The 17,526-nt window shown below is 30.6% G+C and carries 20 protein-coding genes; 18 read left to right on the top strand and 2 right to left on the bottom strand.

What is annotated here, in order from left to right; all coding sequences use genetic code 11:
* The first annotated feature begins 165 nt into the window (after positions 1-165).
* The 8 genes from ACSYT2_RS13315 to rho all read left to right on the top strand — a co-directional run bounded on the left by ACSYT2_RS13315 (position 166) and on the right by rho (position 7,134).
* Positions 166-1,317, top strand: a complete 1,152-nt coding sequence (locus ACSYT2_RS13315; RefSeq protein ID WP_438384944.1) for an IS110 family RNA-guided transposase — start codon at positions 166-168, stop codon at positions 1,315-1,317.
* 29 nt (positions 1,318-1,346) lie between these two features.
* The gene (locus ACSYT2_RS13310; RefSeq protein WP_438384943.1) at positions 1,347-1,511 is read left to right on the top strand and encodes a hypothetical protein; all 165 of its coding nucleotides are present in this window, start codon (positions 1,347-1,349) and stop codon (positions 1,509-1,511) included.
* 553 nt (positions 1,512-2,064) lie between these two features.
* Positions 2,065-2,907: a 4-(cytidine 5'-diphospho)-2-C-methyl-D-erythritol kinase gene (ispE, locus tag ACSYT2_RS13305; protein ID WP_430855705.1), complete on the top strand. Its 843-nt coding sequence runs from the start codon at positions 2,065-2,067 to the stop codon at positions 2,905-2,907.
* 58 nt (positions 2,908-2,965) lie between these two features.
* A complete protein-coding gene (gene spoIIR / locus ACSYT2_RS13300; protein WP_438384942.1) occupies positions 2,966-3,628 on the top strand; it encodes a stage II sporulation protein R in 663 nt (220 codons plus the stop codon).
* Positions 3,629-3,718: 90 nt separating this feature from the next.
* Positions 3,719-4,711, top strand: a complete 993-nt coding sequence (locus ACSYT2_RS13295; RefSeq protein ID WP_438384941.1) for a tRNA 4-thiouridine(8) synthase ThiI — start codon at positions 3,719-3,721, stop codon at positions 4,709-4,711.
* A 9-nt stretch (positions 4,712-4,720) separates the two neighbouring features.
* Positions 4,721-5,146, top strand: a complete 426-nt coding sequence (locus tag ACSYT2_RS13290) for a YwiB family protein (RefSeq protein WP_430855702.1) — start codon at positions 4,721-4,723, stop codon at positions 5,144-5,146.
* Between the two features lie 189 nt (positions 5,147-5,335).
* A complete protein-coding gene (locus tag ACSYT2_RS13285) occupies positions 5,336-5,623 on the top strand; it encodes a hypothetical protein (RefSeq protein WP_430855701.1) in 288 nt (95 codons plus the stop codon).
* A 122-nt stretch (positions 5,624-5,745) separates the two neighbouring features.
* Positions 5,746-7,134, top strand: a complete 1,389-nt coding sequence (gene rho / locus ACSYT2_RS13280) for a transcription termination factor Rho (protein ID WP_430855700.1) — start codon at positions 5,746-5,748, stop codon at positions 7,132-7,134.
* A gap of 27 nt (positions 7,135-7,161) precedes the next feature.
* Here rho and ACSYT2_RS13275 read toward each other — a convergent pair whose 3' ends face one another.
* Complete coding sequence (locus ACSYT2_RS13275) at positions 7,162-8,280, bottom strand: MGDG synthase family glycosyltransferase (RefSeq protein WP_430855699.1); 1,119 nt, start codon at positions 8,278-8,280, stop codon at positions 7,162-7,164.
* A 126-nt stretch (positions 8,281-8,406) separates the two neighbouring features.
* Positions 8,407-8,619: a 50S ribosomal protein L31 gene (gene rpmE, locus ACSYT2_RS13270; RefSeq protein ID WP_430855698.1), complete on the bottom strand. Its 213-nt coding sequence runs from the start codon at positions 8,617-8,619 to the stop codon at positions 8,407-8,409.
* 173 nt (positions 8,620-8,792) lie between these two features.
* Between rpmE and ACSYT2_RS13265 the strand changes: the two genes are divergently transcribed.
* The 10 genes from ACSYT2_RS13265 (at position 8,793) to wecB (ending at position 17,492) form a co-directional block, all read left to right on the top strand.
* The gene (locus tag ACSYT2_RS13265; protein ID WP_430855697.1) at positions 8,793-9,380 is read left to right on the top strand and encodes a thymidine kinase; all 588 of its coding nucleotides are present in this window, start codon (positions 8,793-8,795) and stop codon (positions 9,378-9,380) included.
* 18 nt (positions 9,381-9,398) lie between these two features.
* Complete coding sequence (prmC, locus tag ACSYT2_RS13260; protein WP_438384940.1) at positions 9,399-11,156, top strand: peptide chain release factor N(5)-glutamine methyltransferase; 1,758 nt, start codon at positions 9,399-9,401, stop codon at positions 11,154-11,156.
* A gap of 62 nt (positions 11,157-11,218) precedes the next feature.
* Positions 11,219-12,301 carry a peptide chain release factor 1 gene (prfA, locus tag ACSYT2_RS13255; protein WP_430855695.1) on the top strand — a complete coding sequence of 361 codons (1,083 nt, stop codon included), beginning with the start codon at positions 11,219-11,221 and terminating at the stop codon, positions 12,299-12,301.
* 87 nt (positions 12,302-12,388) lie between these two features.
* Entirely contained in the window at positions 12,389-12,976 is a 588-nt protein-coding gene (locus ACSYT2_RS13250) for a hypothetical protein (RefSeq protein ID WP_430855694.1), read from the top strand.
* Positions 12,977-12,994: 18 nt separating this feature from the next.
* A complete protein-coding gene (locus ACSYT2_RS13245) occupies positions 12,995-14,044 on the top strand; it encodes an L-threonylcarbamoyladenylate synthase (RefSeq protein ID WP_430855693.1) in 1,050 nt (349 codons plus the stop codon).
* Positions 14,045-14,057: 13 nt separating this feature from the next.
* Positions 14,058-14,510 carry a low molecular weight protein arginine phosphatase gene (locus tag ACSYT2_RS13240; RefSeq protein ID WP_430855692.1) on the top strand — a complete coding sequence of 151 codons (453 nt, stop codon included), beginning with the start codon at positions 14,058-14,060 and terminating at the stop codon, positions 14,508-14,510.
* A gap of 59 nt (positions 14,511-14,569) precedes the next feature.
* A complete protein-coding gene (gene rpiB / locus ACSYT2_RS13235) occupies positions 14,570-15,019 on the top strand; it encodes a ribose 5-phosphate isomerase B (protein ID WP_430855691.1) in 450 nt (149 codons plus the stop codon).
* A gap of 18 nt (positions 15,020-15,037) precedes the next feature.
* On the top strand, positions 15,038-15,667 hold the full coding sequence (gene upp / locus ACSYT2_RS13230) for a uracil phosphoribosyltransferase (protein ID WP_430855690.1): 630 nt from the start codon (positions 15,038-15,040) through the stop codon (positions 15,665-15,667).
* 145 nt (positions 15,668-15,812) lie between these two features.
* Entirely contained in the window at positions 15,813-16,307 is a 495-nt protein-coding gene (locus ACSYT2_RS13225) for a deoxycytidylate deaminase (protein ID WP_430855689.1), read from the top strand.
* A gap of 30 nt (positions 16,308-16,337) precedes the next feature.
* On the top strand, positions 16,338-17,492 hold the full coding sequence (wecB, locus tag ACSYT2_RS13220; RefSeq protein WP_430855770.1) for a non-hydrolyzing UDP-N-acetylglucosamine 2-epimerase: 1,155 nt from the start codon (positions 16,338-16,340) through the stop codon (positions 17,490-17,492).
* The last annotated feature ends 34 nt before the right edge of the window (positions 17,493-17,526 follow it).

Here is a 17,526-nt window from a genome sequence, read left to right as displayed (position 1 = left end):
TATCGATTATATGAGGTATCCCTGGGGAACATCTTTTTAATAATAATAAGTGCTTTCAACAGGTATTAAATTAATTAAGTATTGGGGCTAATATTAATATAGATTTAATAGGTTTTGTTAGGTATAATCGCATATGTAAATAAATAAACACAAGAGGTGACACTAATGGTGAAGAAGGTATTCATTGGAATAGATATTGGTAAGGAGAGAAATAGTGTAAATATACTTAACATTGATGGTCAGGTACTTACTAAAAAAGGTTTCGAAATAGAGAATGACTATTATGGATTTATAAAGTTAAAAGAGAAGATAGATGTTATTTCAAATGATTATGAAGTGACTTATGAAAACGTCATCGTTGGTTTTGAATCAACAGGTCACTACTGGTTTAACTTAAATGATTATTTGAAGGATATTGGGATAGAGACTGTAATGATAAAAACAGATGCGGTAAAACATAGACGAGCACTAGAAGAAGGTCAGAAGGGTAAGAATGATACTTTAGATGCTAGGGTTATTGCTAGTTGTGTTAGGAATGGTAACTATTCATATGTGAGGGATGGTGAAAGAGAGTTAAGGGCTTTACAAAAGTTAGCGCGTATGAGAGAGGGGAGTAGTGTTGAACTGGTTGCCATTAAAAATAAGATACATAGGTGTATAGATGTATGTAATCCAGTATACTTTAAAGTCTTTGGAAACCTTAATAGTAAAACAGGAATGGCACTACTTAACCTATATCCATCACCAAGGGATATAATTGATGTTTGTTATAATGAGGTTCTAAAGAGGGTGAAGGATATAACCAATAAACCGAATTTAAAAATGATTCAATTATACAAAGAAGAATGCGAAGTTTGTTGTAAATATATAAAAGAGCCATCCTATGCTGAAAAAATTGAGATGAAAGCATATCTAGGAAGACTTTTCATAGAAAAACAATCTAAGGATTTCTTAGATGAGGAGATAAAAAATATTGCTAGTGAAGTAATACTGTCATATAAGGATTTTGAGGATATAAAGGGAATACCAATGATACAAGTTATTTCGGTTATTAGTGAAATAGGTGATATTAAAAACTTTAAAAATTCGAGAACTATATTAGCATATTTAGGATTGAGCCTTAGAGGAAATTCTTCAGGTAAGTTTGTAGGAGAAAGAAAGATAAATAAAGCAGGATCACGTATAGTAAGGAAACATCTATTTAATATTGTAGAGAGTTTAATTAAGCATAATGAATATTTTAGAATATCCTATTGTTACTATAAATCATATAAACATCAAAAACCTAAAAAAAAAGAGAAATGCAAATTGCATTAATGTGTAAATTTGTTAGGGTTATGTATGGGATGTTAAAGCATAGTGAGAAATTTGATTATAGAGAAATGTTAAAAGGTTATGATTTTAGTTCCTGTGATATGAAGATATTTAAAGAAGAATTTGAAGGTGAGAATAAGAGAAAAAGAATCGAGATGTTTGAGACTGCCAATAACATATTTACAATATATGCATAATAATTGCTATTATAGGAAACAGAAGAATAAGATAGAGAAATGGATAAAAGATTAGTATACATTATAGATTAGATAGATAATTATTAGTTTGAATAATAAAACTTAATATAATATAATCAAACTTGTAATGCAGGCGGGAATAAAGGCTTAGAGCAATTAATTGACTCGGTGCATTAGAATTAGTCGCATTACACCATAGTACAACATGCGGGTTAGGTGTTTTAGTAGGGTTTATTAAGCTCATACGGAGAAACGGGAGTGTTAGCAGTTGTATATTAAAAGATGTAAGAGCATACGGTTTGATTATATCGCCTGGCTTTTACATTTTTTTTATTGAAAAGTAAAGGTCTTTTTGTTGTACTTATAAATATGAAAAATAAGTATGGTTTTACATAAATTTATATGGTTATAATTATGAATATTAAATTATTTATGGAATTATAAGGAAAGTGTAGAAAAATGGAGTAAATTAAATATAAACGAGGGAGCCTTTATTAATTTATATTGCTATGATAAAATTATAAAATAATAGCGTCGGAAAGGATAGAAACTTATGAAAGAAAAAGCTTATGCAAAAATTAATATAGCTTTAGATGTAGTTGGAAAAAGGGAAGATGGTTATCATTTACTAAAAATGATAATGCAGAATATAGATTTGTATGATGAGATAGAAATAAATAAGAGTAGCAAAGGAATTTCTATAAGCTGCAATAAACCATTTGTGCCAACAGATGAGAGAAATTTAGCCTATAAAGCAGCGAAATTATTTATAGATACTTATAATATTGAGTTAGGGGTAGACATCGATATAAAGAAAAACATCCCTGTATCAGCAGGTCTAGCAGGAGGAAGTACTGATTGTGCAGCAGTTTTAAAGATAATGAATAAGCTTTTTGATGTGAATGCATCCGATCAAGAGCTTATGGAATTAGGTGTTACTTTAGGTGCTGATGTTCCTTATTGTATAGAGGGAGGAACTGCGTTATGTGAAGGGATAGGAGAAGTAATAAGAACTTTAAAACCATTTAAGAATCATATATTAGTTTTAGTTAAACCACCCTTTGGAGTATCTACAAAGGAAGTATATAAATCTTTTGATTTATCTAAGGCAAGATTACATCCTAATACAAATGGATTAATAGAGAAGATGGCAGTAGATGATTTGAATTACGTAGCAAATAATATGAAGAACTTATTAGAAAATGTTACATTGAGGAAGCATAAGCTTATATCTACTATAAAAACTGATATGATAAGACATGGAGCAATTGGATCTATGATGAGTGGAAGTGGACCTACAGTTTTTGGTTTTTTTGATGACATGCTTAAAGCACAAAAGTGTTATGATGAAATGAAAAGTAAGTTCGAGGATACATTTATAACGAGAACAATTTAAAAGTGTGAATAAAAAACCTTCTTGTGGTAATAATTTAAGCTACAAGGGGGTTTTGTTTATGAAAAAAAAATTTGGATTATTAATTTTAATGTGTATATGTACAAGCATTTTTACAGGGTGTACAAGTATTCCTAAGGTAAGTGAGGAAGTTAAGTATAATTATGATGAAGTTAAGGATATATTAATTAGGTTTCATGTAATAGCTAACAGCGATACTGAAGCTGATCAAAATTTAAAGCTTAAGGTAAGAGATAAAGTTATAGAATATATGTATCCATTATTAAAAGATTCTACTTCTTTAGATGAATCTAGAAAAATAATTTTGGATAATAAAGATAAAGTAAATAGTATAGCTCAGAATGTTATTAAAGAAAATGGATATGCTTACGAAAGTATAGCAGAATTATCACATGAAAATTTTCCGGAAAAGTCCTATGGAAATATTACTTTGCCACAAGGAAATTATGAAGCCTTTAGAATAATAATAGGAAGTGGTTCAGGTCGTAACTGGTGGTGTGTCATGTTTCCACCATTATGTTTTATTGATGTAACAAAAGGAAAGGTTGAAGAAGAAGGAAGTAAGGAAGAATTGGATGAGCAAATAGAGCGTGCTAAGGAAGTTGAGATTGAAGAAAACAAACAGATTGATACTGAGAAAAAGGAAGAAGAACCTAAAATTAAATTTAAGATTGTAGAATTCTTCAAAGATATCTTTGGATAGGGTACCCATAAAAATAAATTTCCACTTGATAAATATATATATTAATCATAAACTATAGATTATAATATGTAAATTTCGGGAGGCAATAATATGACTAGGGCATTAGCGATGGTTTCAGGGGGACTAGATAGTATTTTAGCGGCTAAATTAATAAAGGATCAAGGTATAGAGGTAATAGGATTATGCTTTAAATCATATTTCTTCAATGAAGAGAATGCAAGAAGGATGGTTGAACAAATAGGAATTAAATTAGAAGTAGTAGACTTTTCGGAAGAACATTTCGAGATGGTTAAGAACCCTAAACATGGTTGGGGTAAGAATATTAACCCCTGTATCGATTGTCATGCTATGATGATGAGACATTCAGGAAGATTATTAGAGGAGTTTAATGCGGATTTTATTATAACTGGTGAAGTTTTAAACCAAAGACCTATGTCTCAAAATAAGCAAGCTTTAAATATGGTTAGGAAAGAGTCAGGCTTTGGAAATAAAATATTAAGACCATTATGTGCTTTAAATTTAGAACCAACTGAAATGGAAGTTAACGGACTTGTAGATAGGGACAAGCTTATGGGGATATCAGGAAGATCAAGAAAAATACAGATAGAACTTGCGGATAAGTGGGGAATTAAAGACTATCCATCACCAGCAGGTGGATGTAAATTAACTGAGCCTAACTATTCCATTAGATTGAGAAATGAGCTTGAGAGAAAGAGTAATTTAACGCCTAAGGAAATAGATTTACTAAAATATGGTAGACATTTTGTTTCATCTGATAATACCACAATAATTGTTTCAAGAACTGGAGAAGAAGGAGAAGCATTAAAGAAAATCTTAGATAAGGAAGATATAGTATTCTTCCCATCTAGTCATAAGGGAGCTATGGCGGTTATTCACGGAGAAGCTACACAAAAAGATAAAGAACTAGCTTGTAAGCTAGCGGCTAGGTATAGTAAGGGGAAGGAAGAGGATAAGGTAACAGTTAAGTTTGGAAATTTTGGAACGAAATTTAAAGATGAATTTACTATTAAACCAGCTACAGAATCAGAAATAAATGAATTCTTAATCCAAGAAAAAAAATAGGAGGAAACTATGGAGAAGAAAGCGATTATAAGTGTAAAGAGTAATGCAAGTATGGAAGACGGAGATATAATAGAAGTAGTTTCACCAGGAAAGTACATTAAGCTTGATGATGAATACAAAGCTATATACGAAGAAACAGAGATTTCTGGTATGGAGGGAACTTTAACAACATTAACTATAAGAGATAATGAGGTAATACTAGAAAGGGAAGGTACAACATCAACTAAGATGTTATTTAATGAAAAAGAACCATCAGTAGCCCTATATAATACACCTTATGGAATGTTAGAAATATCAATATCCACTAATAAACTTAATGTTAATATTGATGATGAAGGGGGAGAGCTTAATATAGAGTATGATATGGCTGTATCAGGTCAAAAGCCTTTAAAGACATCATTATACCTAAAAGTAAGAACCCAAAAAGAAGATTAAATAGATATGTAAACTTAATATTTGATTATAATTAAAGAACTCTTATATTTACTTTAAAGAATATCAATTATATTTGATTTAACTTAAGAGGAGATATGAGAGTTTTTATTTCATTAATATGTTTAAGGTATAATTCGTATGGTAATAATTACTAGTATGTATTATTACTATTTAAGGTGGTGTATATTAATGAATTTAGGAGAAAAATATATAAAAATACTAGAAGTTATATGCGAATATTATGGGTTAGATGAAGAAAATTTTATTCAGCTTTTAAAAGACAGAGATAATAAATATTTACTATTATTATTACTAAAAAAATATAGATGTATGGATGAAAAAAAGGTTGGAGATATACTTAATTTAAAAAGTAAGAGAAGTATTACTTATAATGTGAGAAAAGCAGAGGAAAAGCTATTAATTAGTAAAGATTTTAGAGATAGGTTCTTTGAAATTGAAGAGGGGTTGTTAAAATAATCATTAATAGGTATACTTAAATAGTAAAACAACAGATAACATGTCTGGTTTCATTTCAAATGCATTCAAGTTATTTTTCAATATTTACATATAAAATTTTATAGTTTTTTGGAGGTGTCATTTTGACAAAAGAACAATACGAAAATATGACCTTAGCAGAAATAAAGGAAATTGCTAAGGAAATAGGTGTTAAAAATATATCCAAATTTAAGAAGAGCGAATTAATAGAACAAGTTACCTCAATTGAGGCAAATAGCATAAAGAAGGATGGAGTAGTCTTAAGGGAAAAGATTGCACCAAAACCAGTACAGAGTCCTATTAATAATATAAAGGAAAAATCTGAAGAGAAAAAAGAAGAACTTAAAGCAATGATAAATGATTCATCTTATTTTGCTAGAGGAATTCTTGAGATATTAGAAAATAATAACTTTGGATTCTTAAGATGTAAAAACTACCTAACTAGTAGTGAGGATATATATGTATCTCCATCACAAATTAGAAGGTTTAATCTTAAGACAGGTGATGAAGTTGTAGGTAAGGTACGAGAAGCAAAGGAAGGAGAAAAGTTCAAGGCATTACTTTTTGTAGAAAGAGTTAATGGTGAACATCCTGACAAGGCTATTGGAAGAAAAGGGTTTGAAAAGCTAGTACCAATTTACCCTACAGAAAGATTAAGATTAGAAACTAGTGATAACACAGATTTATCATCTAGATTAATGGATATAATTTGCCCAATAGGTAAGGGACAGAGAGGAATTATAGTTGCACCTCCAAAGGCTGGTAAAACAACTTTATTGAAGAAGATAGCTCAAAGTATATCAACTAATCACCCAGAGGCTGTTTTAATTGTTCTGCTTATAGATGAAAGACCAGAAGAAGTAACAGATATGCAAAGAAGTATAAAGGGCGAAGTTATTTATTCAACCTTTGACGAAGAACCGCAAAATCATGCAAAGGTTTCTCAAATTGTTTTAGAGAGAGCTAAGAGAATAGTTGAGCAAGGTAAGGATGTAATTATATTACTAGATAGTTTAACAAGGTTATCAAGAGCATATAATTTAACAATTACTCCAACTGGAAGAACTTTATCAGGTGGATTGGATCCAGGAGCATTAATAATGCCTAAAAAATTCTTTGGAGCAGCAAGAAATATCGAAGATGGAGGAAGCTTAACAATATTAGCAACTGCACTTGTAGATACTGGTTCAAGAATGGATGATATGATTTTTGAGGAATTTAAGGGAACAGGAAATATGGAAGTTCACCTAGATAGAAAGCTTCAAGAAAGAAGAATATTCCCAGCTATAGATATCTATAAATCTGGAACAAGAAAAGAGGATTTATTACTTTCTAATGAAGAAAAGGAAGTAGCTTATAATATAAGAAAAGTTATGTATAGAGATGGAAATGTAGAAAATATAACAGAGAATCTTATAAATATGCTTTCAAAAACTAAGAATAATAATGAGTTTGTAAGAATATTTGAAAAAAATGATATAAGTAAAAAATAAAAAATAAAGCTAGCTGGTTTAATAAAATCAGTTAGCTTTTTTGTTATATTTATCTATAAATGAGTTCGCAACATTTACAATGCCTTTTATAGAGTAAGAAGAAGATAATAATTTCAATTTAGTCTTCATGGTTTTTAAATACTCAGGGTTTTGTATTAGCTTATTTACGGTAGGATTAATATTCTGTATATCCTTTACATAATAAGCGTAGCCGCTAGAAGTTAAAAACTCAGTATTCTCCATTTCCTGACCAGGAATAACAAATGGAATTATAAGTGGTAAATTCTTTGCAATAGCTTCTGTTACTGTAAGGCCACCAGGTTTGGAAATTATTACATCTGAAAATTCCATTAATGATGCAATATCATTAGAAAATCCAAGAATATGAAGTTTTTTATTAGGATATGTTGATTGACACTTTTTTGAAAGAGAATTTTTTAGCTTTTCATTATTTCCACAAACAACAGTAATCCTTAGTTTATTTGGATTAGTCAGTAATTCATCCAAAACATATGAAATATTTTTTAAGCCCATACTTCCGCTCATAAGTAGAAGGTTAAAATACCCATTATCTTTTATTTTCGATATTTCCTTATCTGATTCATAGAAATTTTCCTTTATAGGAATTCCAATAGGGAAAATAATATCAGGATTAATGCCTCTATCAACTAAAGATTTTTTTGTATACTCACTGGCTGTAATATATGCATCAACTAAAGGACTTACATAGGTGTAATGTGCTTTAAAATCTGTAACAACAGATATAAATGGAACATTCATCCCTTGGGATTTTAGTTTTGCAAGTATGCTAACTGTAAAGGGGTGGGTTCCAATTATAATATCAGGTTTTGTTGAATTAATAAGGCTATTTAACTTTTTGATAGTATTGTTAAATACTAGAGGTAATAATTTAAGAATTACCTTACTATCAGTTAGTTTATAAAATACACCATAGGTATTAGGTAATTTTGATGCAGATATTTCATATCCTCCAACAATCATATCATTTAAAAACTTACTGTTATTAGCTAAAAAATCATGCCTAACGCATTCAAAACCTTCTTCAGTGAAGGCTTCGATTAATGAATTTGCAGCTTGGTTATGACCTTGTCCAGTTGAGGTAGTTAAGATTAAAACTTTCTTCATTCAATCCACTCACTTTTAAATTTTAATTTATAGTTTTATTTTATCATTACTTGGGGAAATAATCCAAGTTAATATAATAGCCTTATATAAAGAAAATGGGAAAGACTAAGTCTTTCCCTAAATTTCTTACTTACCTTGGTTAAGGTTAAATCTCTTGTTGAACTTATCAACTCTACCACCAATATCATTGATCTTTTGCTTACCAGTGAAGAATGGATGACATTTAGAGCATATTTCTACTTTAAGTTCATCTTTAACAGAACCTGTTGTAAAAGTATTTCCACATGCACACTTAACCACTGATTCGTGATTGTATTCTGGATGTATGCCTTCTCTCATTTATTTCACCTCTTTCGATTGTTTACTGATTTGTAAACTTCTTTAAATAACTACTAGAGTATATCATAGCATCTTTATATCAGTCAAGGAATATGGATAAGAAAAAACACTTTTTATGATAGTATGAAAATGCTATAATCGAGGTAACTAAAGATGAAGGAGAGAGGCTTAGGATGAGCAAATTATACTTTAGATATGGGGCAATGAATTCAGGGAAATCTACCCATTTAATGCAAGTAGCATACAATTATGAAGAAAGAGGTATGAGAGTATTATTAATGAAACCTTCTACAGACAAAAAAGGTGGGGAAAGACTTATTTCAAGATTAGGTGTTGAGAGAAAAGTAGATATGTTAATAGGAGTTAATGATAATATTTATACAATGGTAGAAGAGTATATTATAAATAATGGGAGAATTCATTGTATACTAGTAGATGAAGTACAATTTATGAGTAGAAATCAAATTGATAATTTATTTGAAATAGCAGTTAAGCTTAATATACCAGTTATATGTTATGGGTTAAGAACAGATTTTAAAATGGAAGGTTTTGAAGGAAGTAGCAGGCTTTTATTAATTGCTCATAGTATAGAAGAAATGAAGACAATTTGTAAGTGTGGAAATAAGGCTTTATTGAATGCAAGAAAAGTTAACGGGAATTTTGTTTTTTCAGGGGATCAAATTGCAATAGATAATATTAATGATGTAGAGTATGAATCATTGTGTGGTAAGTGTTATTATAATTATAAAGATAAAATATAAGGAAGAAAGTGGTATATAATGAAAAAATGTGATGTGGGTGGTCAGGCAGTTATTGAAGGAGTAATGATGAGAGGTTCGAAAGGACTTGCAACAGCAGTACGTAAAGAAGATGGGGAGATTGAAGTAAATTTTGAAACAGTTATTCCAATTACTAAGAAGTATAGTATATTGAACATACCTTTTATAAGAGGAATATTTGTATTGGTAGATTCCTTGAAATTAGGAATGAAGTCATTAAATTATTCAGCTTCATTCTTTGAGGATACAGAGCCATCAAAATTCGAAGATTGGTTAAGAAGTAAGTTCGGAGAGAAGACTAATGATATGGTAATGAGTTTTACTATGATATTAGCATTTGTTATTGCAATAGGATTATTTATAGGTATACCTACTGCAATAGCAGCTTTATTCAAAGGTTTAAATATATCAGCTATATCTTTAAATTTAATAGAAGCATTTGTAAGAATAGTAATTTTATTTCTATATATAGGTGGAATAAGTAAGTTAGAGGATATTTATAGAGTGTTTCAATATCATGGAGCAGAACATAAAACAATATTTTGTTATGAAGCTGAAGAAGAGCTAACTGTGGACAATGTTAAGAAGTTTTCTAGATTTCATCCAAGGTGTGGAACAAATTTTTTATTTTTAATAATGTTTGTAAGTATATTTATTTTCTCATTTACAGGATGGGGAGGAATATTACAAAGAATTACATTGAGAGTAGTGTTAATACCAGTTGTAGCTGGGATAACCTATGAAATTATAAAATGGTTAGGAAAAAGTGATAATAATATGGCAAGAATTATTTCATATCCTGGATTAAAATTACAGGAGTTAACAACAAAAGAACCTGATGATGATCAGATAGAGGTAGCTATAGCATCCTTAATGGCGGCAGAGGGTATAGAGGAACCAGAGAAGACCATTGGTGAGTTAATTAATATGGGAACCAAGATTTTAATTGGAGCTGAAATTGATACAGCTAGATTAGATTCACAATTATTACTAGGCAAGGTTTTGGAAAAGGATAAGCTTTATTTAATAACGAATAATGCTGAAAAGGTATCAAATAATAAGAAGAAAGAATACTTAGGCCTTATAAAAAAAAGAGAAGACAAGATGCCTGTTAGATATATTCTTGGAGAATGTGATTTTATGGGGTTAGATTTCTTTGTTGAGGAAGGAGTTCTTATTCCAAGAAGTGATACAGAAATATTAGTTGAAGAAGTATTAAAGTTAATTGATAAAGATGAAGAAATCGAATTATGTGATTTATGCTCTGGTAGTGGTGCTATAGGTATTTCATTGGCTCATTATAGGAAGAATATAAAAGTAGACTCAATAGATTACTATCCAATACCTGAAAAGGTAACTAAAAAGAATATAGTTAAAAATAATCTAGAGGATAGAGTTAATTTTATAAAGAGTGATTTATTAAAAGAGGTAATAGAACAAGGAAAGAAATATAAAATTTTAGTATCTAATCCACCGTATATTAAGGATGAGGAGATAGAAAAACTTATGAGTGATGTTAAGGATTATGAACCACGTACAGCTCTAAGTGGTGGTGATGATGGACTTATTTTCTATAGGAGAATTGTAGAGGAGAGTAAGAGTGTACTATTAGATGGAGGAATACTTTCATTTGAAATAGGCTATGATCAAGGTGAAGAAGTAAAAAAATTAATGGAAGAAAACAATTTTAGTAATGTAAGAGTAATAAAAGATCTAGCAGGCTTAGATAGAGTAGTGTTAGGAAAGTTTACTTGTTGATTACAATGAATAAATTGTGATATAATACTAAAATGTGAAAAAATGAAATACGGAGTGATAGCATGTTATTAGATAAATTAGCTTTTATAGAGAATAAATATGACGAACTATCTGTAAAAATCAGCGATCCATCAATTATGGCTAACCAAAATGAGTGGAGAAAGCTTTGTAAAGAGCATGCTGATCTTGAAGTGATAGTAAATGCATATAGGGAGTACAAGAAGGTTGTAGAAGACCTTGCTGCTAACAAAGAAATGCTTGCGGAAGAAAGCGATAAAGAAATGAAAGAAATGATGCAAGAAGAAATTTCTGAGTTAACAAATCAAGAAGTAGAATTAGAAAAACAATTACAAATTTTATTATTACCAAAAGACCCTAATGATGATAAGAATGTATTTGTAGAAATAAGAGGGGGAGCAGGTGGCGACGAAGCAGCACTATTTGCAGCTAACTTATTTAGAATGTATACAAGATATTCTGAAAATAATAGATGGACAGTTGAGTTAATGAGTGCAAACGAAACTGATATCGGTGGATTTAAAGAAGTTGTATTCATGATAAAAGGTCATGGAGCATACTCGAAGCTTAAGTATGAAAGTGGAGTTCATAGAGTACAAAGAGTTCCTGATACAGAATCAAGTGGTAGAATACATACATCTACTGCAACAGTAGCTGTATTACCAGAAGTAGATGATGTAGAAATTGAAGTAAATGAAAAAGACTTAAAGATTGATGTATTTAGAGCATCAGGTAATGGTGGACAATGCGTTAATACTACAGATTCAGCTGTAAGAATGACTCACTTACCAACAGGTTTAGTAGTTTCATGTCAAGATGAAAAGTCACAGTTAAAGAATAAGGAAAAAGCATTAAAGATTCTTAAAGCTAGACTTTTTGAACAAGCAGAAGCGGAAAGGTCAGCAGGAATAGCTGAAGATAGAAAGAGTCAGGTAGGTACTGGAGATAGAAGTGAGAGAATTAGAACTTACAACTATCCTCAAGGAAGAGTTACAGATCATAGAATAGGAATGACTCTTTATAAGTTAGAAGCATACTTAAATGGTGATATAGATGAAATGATAAATGCTCTTATCACAGCGGATCAAGCTGAAAAGATGAAGCAAATGGGAAATACTGATATGTAATAGTACTTGAAAGCCTTGCATTTTTATAGTACTTGAAAGCCTTGCATTTTTAATGTAGGGCTTTTGGAGTAATTGGAGGGATAAAATATGGATATTTTCAAAGCTATAAAGAAAGAAAGAAAATTCTTGAAAAAATTCTATATTATGATGATCTTAATAGCTATAATACTACCATTTATAGTGTTATTAACTGGATTAGCAACCCCTTTTTACTTGAGCTATTTAATGTTTATTGAATTTTTAATAGTAGTAGCAATAATAAATAAAGCAAATTATCATAAAATCACATATGTTTGCAATAATAATAGACTAAGATTCAAATGTGGACTTTGGGGAAAAGAAAGTTTGATATTTTGTGATAAGGTTGTTTTAGTACATACAGAAAAAATGGAAGAGGAAATGGAGATAATTATAGTAACATCAGTCAACTTTAAGAATAAGATGTTAAAGCCTGTATTAAAGGGGTTTTTGAAAAAGTATCCATTAATTACAGAGGAATTTTTGCGAATAAAGGAGCTACAACCAGAAAACGTATATTACTATCAAGTAGTAAAAAGAGGCGGATTAAATAAATATATGTTATTAGATAATGTATATAAAAACTGTGTTAAAGCTACATATACAGAAGAATGCATTCAGAATATAAAAATAGCAAGAGGGCAAACCTTAGTATAAAGAAGGAAGGAATTAACCTTGGAGACAAAAATAGCTATAGTTAAGAATTTGAAAGAAGATAATAAGTATCTTAATGAAGCAGCAACAATTATAAGAGAAGGCGGCATAGTAGCATTTCCAACAGAAACAGTTTATGGATTAGGTGCAAATGCATTAAATGATGAAGCTGTAAAGAAAATTTTCATAGCCAAAGGAAGGCCACAAGATAACCCTTTAATAATACATGTTGCATCAAAGGATATAAGCGAATATGTAGAAGAAGTTCCAGATGTGGCAAAAAGAATAATTGATAAATTTTGGCCAGGACCACTTACAATAATACTAAATAAAAAAGATATAGTACCTGATGTAACTAGTGCAAATTTAAAAAGCATAGGTGTGAGAATGCCTAGCAGTATTATTGCTAAAAATTTAATTGAGTTATCTGGAGCACCAATTGCTGCACCGTCAGCCAATATAAGTGGAAGGCCAAGTCCAACAGATGTGGAACGTTGTATTGAAGATTTATCTGGAAAAGTAGATTATATACTAGGTGGGGAAAAGAGCGATGTAGGTGTTGAATCAACTATAGTAGATTGTACTATAGATCCACCATTAATTTTAAGGCCAGGTGGAATAACTCTTGAAATGTTAAAAACTATTGATGAAAGAATAGAAATAGATAAAGGAATAATGTCTAAACCTACGGAGGATTTTAAACCTAAGGCGCCAGGAATGAAATATAGACATTATGCTCCAAAAGCAAAGGTTAAAATTGTTTCAGGAGATAGTAAAAAAACTATTGAAAAAATTAATGAAATGGTACACAATTATATGGATGAAGGTAAGAAGGTTGGAATTCTTGCGTCAGAAGAGAATAGCTCACTTTATAAAATTGGTGAAGTGATAGTTTTAGGAAGTATGTATAATATGTCAGAGGTAGCCCACAACTTATTTGAAGCTCTTAGAAGTTTTGATGATATTGGTGTTGATGTTATAATTGCTGAAGCTTTTGAAGAAAAAGGTGTTGGAATAGCAGTTATGAATAGACTAAATAAGGCAGCGGGATACGATATAATTAATATCTAATTTGGAGGTAATGATGAAGATTCTCTTTGTGTGTACAGGTAATACTTGTAGAAGCCCTATAGCAGAAGCAATATTTAATAGATTAAATGAAAATAAAAAGTTTACAGTTAAATCAGCCGGGATATCTATTGTTCCAGGTAGTATTGCCACTAAATCTTCAGTAGAGTTAGTTAATAGAGAATTATCTTTTGATATTAATAATAGGGAAGCTGTTCAAATAAGAAAATCCCATTTAGAAGAGTCAAATTTAGTTTTAACTATGACAGAGTATAGCAGAGACTTTATCAAAGAATATTATCCAAATTATAAGAATAAGACATTCACTTTATCAGAATATGTTGGCGTAAAGGATGAAATAATTGATCCTTACGGTAGCACAATTAGCATTTATGAAAAAACATATAAACAAATAGAGGGGTTAGTGTCTTTATTATTGTCAAAAATAAAGAAAGAAGAAAGTAGCTAATGATACTTACTCTTTCTTTTTTTATGAATAAACATTTAAAAACATAGGAGGTGTACACTATGAAGATAGCCTTAGGCTCAGATCATGGTGGATTCGAATTAAAAGAAGAGATAAGTTCTTTCTTAAAGAATTCGGGTTATGAAATAGAAGATTATGGTACATATTCTACAGATTCGTGTGATTATGCAGATTATTCATTAAAAGTTGCTGAAGCGGTAGTAGAAAAGGAATGCGATTATGGGATACTAATCTGTGGAACAGGAATAGGTATAAGTATTGCTGCGAATAAGGTACCAGGAGTGAGAGCCGCGTTATGCGCAGACACTTTTAGTGCTCATGCAACGCGAGAACATAATGATGCAAATATATTAGCATTAGGTGCAAGAGTTGTAGGAACTGGATTAGCACTTGATATAGTAAAAGCCTTCTTAACTGCAGAGTTTGAAGGGGATAGACATGTTAAAAGAATAGAAAAAATCACAGCTATAGAAAAAAAATATAGTAAATAAACTTAGGAGGTTTTAGATATGAGTAAGGTAGTAGAAATTAATCATCCATTAATACTTCATAAACTTGCATTTATAAGAAGCAAAGCGACTGGTTCAAAGGAGTTTAGAGCTTTAGTAAGTGAAGTATCTATGTTAATGGCATATGAGGTAACAAGAGATTTAAGTATGGAAGATGTGGAAATAGAGACACCTATATGTAAGACTACATGTAAGATGCTTTCAGGTAAAAAGGTTGCAATAGTACCAATATTAAGAGCAGGATTAGGAATGGTTGATGGAATGTTAAACTTAATACCAGCTGCAAAAGTTGGACATATTGGGCTATATAGAGATGAAGAAACTTTAAAACCAGTTGAATACTTCTGTAAATTACCACAAGACATAGCTGAAAGAGATGTAATAGTTGTAGATCCAATGCTAGCAACAGGTGGATCAGCTGCTGATGCATTAACTCTATTAAAGCAAAGAGGAGCTAAGCACCTAAGACTTATGTGTTTAATTTCTTCACCAGAGGGTGTTAAAGCAGTTAAGGAAGCACATCCAGATGTTGATATATATCTTGCTTCTATTGATGAAAAGCTTAATGAAAAAGGATATATTGTTCCAGGCTTAGGAGATGCAGGGGATAGATTATTCGGGACTAAATAACAAATACATAAAAAGTACCTCTACTTTTGTAGAAGTACTTTTTTTATGTATTTCATCAATATTGTGGAATTATTTACATTGAAGGATATCTAATATATAATTTAGAAAGGTATAGTTACTAAAACTTAGTTAAGGAGTTTAGGAAATGGAGAGACGAGATAAAGACAATTATTATTTAGATATTGCAGAAACCGTAGCAGAAAGAGGAACATGCCTTAGAAGAAACTACGGTTCTATTATAGTAAAAAATGATGAAATTATTTCCAGTGGTTATACAGGAGCTCCAAGAGGAAGAAAGAATTGTATTGACTTACAAAATTGTATAAGAGAGCAACTACAAGTTAAACGAGGAACTCATTATGAACTTTGTCGAAGTGTACATAGTGAAGCAAATGCAATTATAAGCGCTTCAAGAAGAGATATGATTGGTGCAACTTTATATTTAGTGGGAAGAGATGCAAAAACTAAAGAGTATGTAAAGGATGCAAATTCTTGCTCAATGTGTAAGAGAATGGTGATTAATGCAGGTATAGAAAAATTAGTTATAAGAGATAGTAAGAATGAATGTAGAACTATTTATGTTAATTCATGGATAGAAGATGATGATTCACTAGCTATGAAAAAAGAACTAGGATATTAGAATAATATATTAATAAAATATTAGGAGGTAATAGTATTGAAAAAAAAGGTTATAACAATCTTTGGAACAAGACCAGAAGCTATAAAAATGGCTCCATTAGTAAAGGAGCTAGAGAAGAGAGAGGAAATTGAATCTAAGGTATGTGTTACAGCACAGCATAGAGAAATGTTAGATCAGGTACTAGAGTATTTTGATATAAAGCCTGACTTTGATTTAAATATAATGAAAAGTAAGCAAAGTCTTACTGGAATTACAAATAGAGTTCTAGAAGGGTTAGAAGAGGTATTTCAAGAAGAAAAGCCAGATATGATATTAGTTCATGGAGATACAACTACAACATTTGCTGGCGGACTTGCTGCATTTTACCAACAAATTAAGGTTGGTCATGTGGAAGCAGGACTTAGAACCTTTGATAAGTATTTTCCTTTCCCAGAAGAGATGAATAGAAAGCTTACTGGTGCAATAGCAGATTTACATTTCGCACCTACTAAGGGATCTAAGGAAAATCTATTAAGGGAGGGAGTAAAAGAAGAAGATATATATATCACAGGCAATACAGTTATTGATGCTATGCATCATACGGTGAAAGATGAGTATATATTTGATAATGAGGAATTAAATAAAATAGATTTTGAAAATAAAAAAGTGATTATGATTACAGCTCATAGAAGAGAAAATTGGGGTGTTGGAATAGATAATATATGTGAAGCATTGAATAGGATTGTAGATGAAAATAAAGATGTAGAGTTGATATATCTAGTACATTTAAATCCTGTAGTTAAAGATGTGGTCCATGAAAGGCTTGGAGGACAAGATAGAGTCCATTTATTATCTCCTTTAGACACAAAGGAAACTCATAATCTTATGAATAAATGTTTTATGGTCATGACAGATTCAGGGGGATTACAAGAGGAAGCACCACATTTAGGAAAGCCAGTTTTAGTATTAAGAGATGTTACAGAAAGACCAGAGGCTGTTGATTATGGAACTGTTAAATTAGTGGGTACTGATATTGAAAAGATAGTTGGAGAGGCAAATATTTTACTACAAGATAAGGTTGCATATGAAAAGATGAGTAAATCAGTTAATCCTTATGGTGATGGCGGAGCATCAGTCAGAATTGCAGATGCTATTCTTAAATATTTTAACTTAAGTGAAAAAGAGGTAGAAGAATTTAAAAGATAGTTTGTTTAAAATTTAACAAATTTATATTGAAAAT

The organism is Clostridium zhoujianii (assembly GCF_051590805.1).
GTDB lineage: Bacteria > Bacillota > Clostridia > Clostridiales > Clostridiaceae > Clostridium.
Note: the sequence above shows the minus strand (reverse complement) of the source record. Positions and strands in the feature narration are given on the sequence as shown.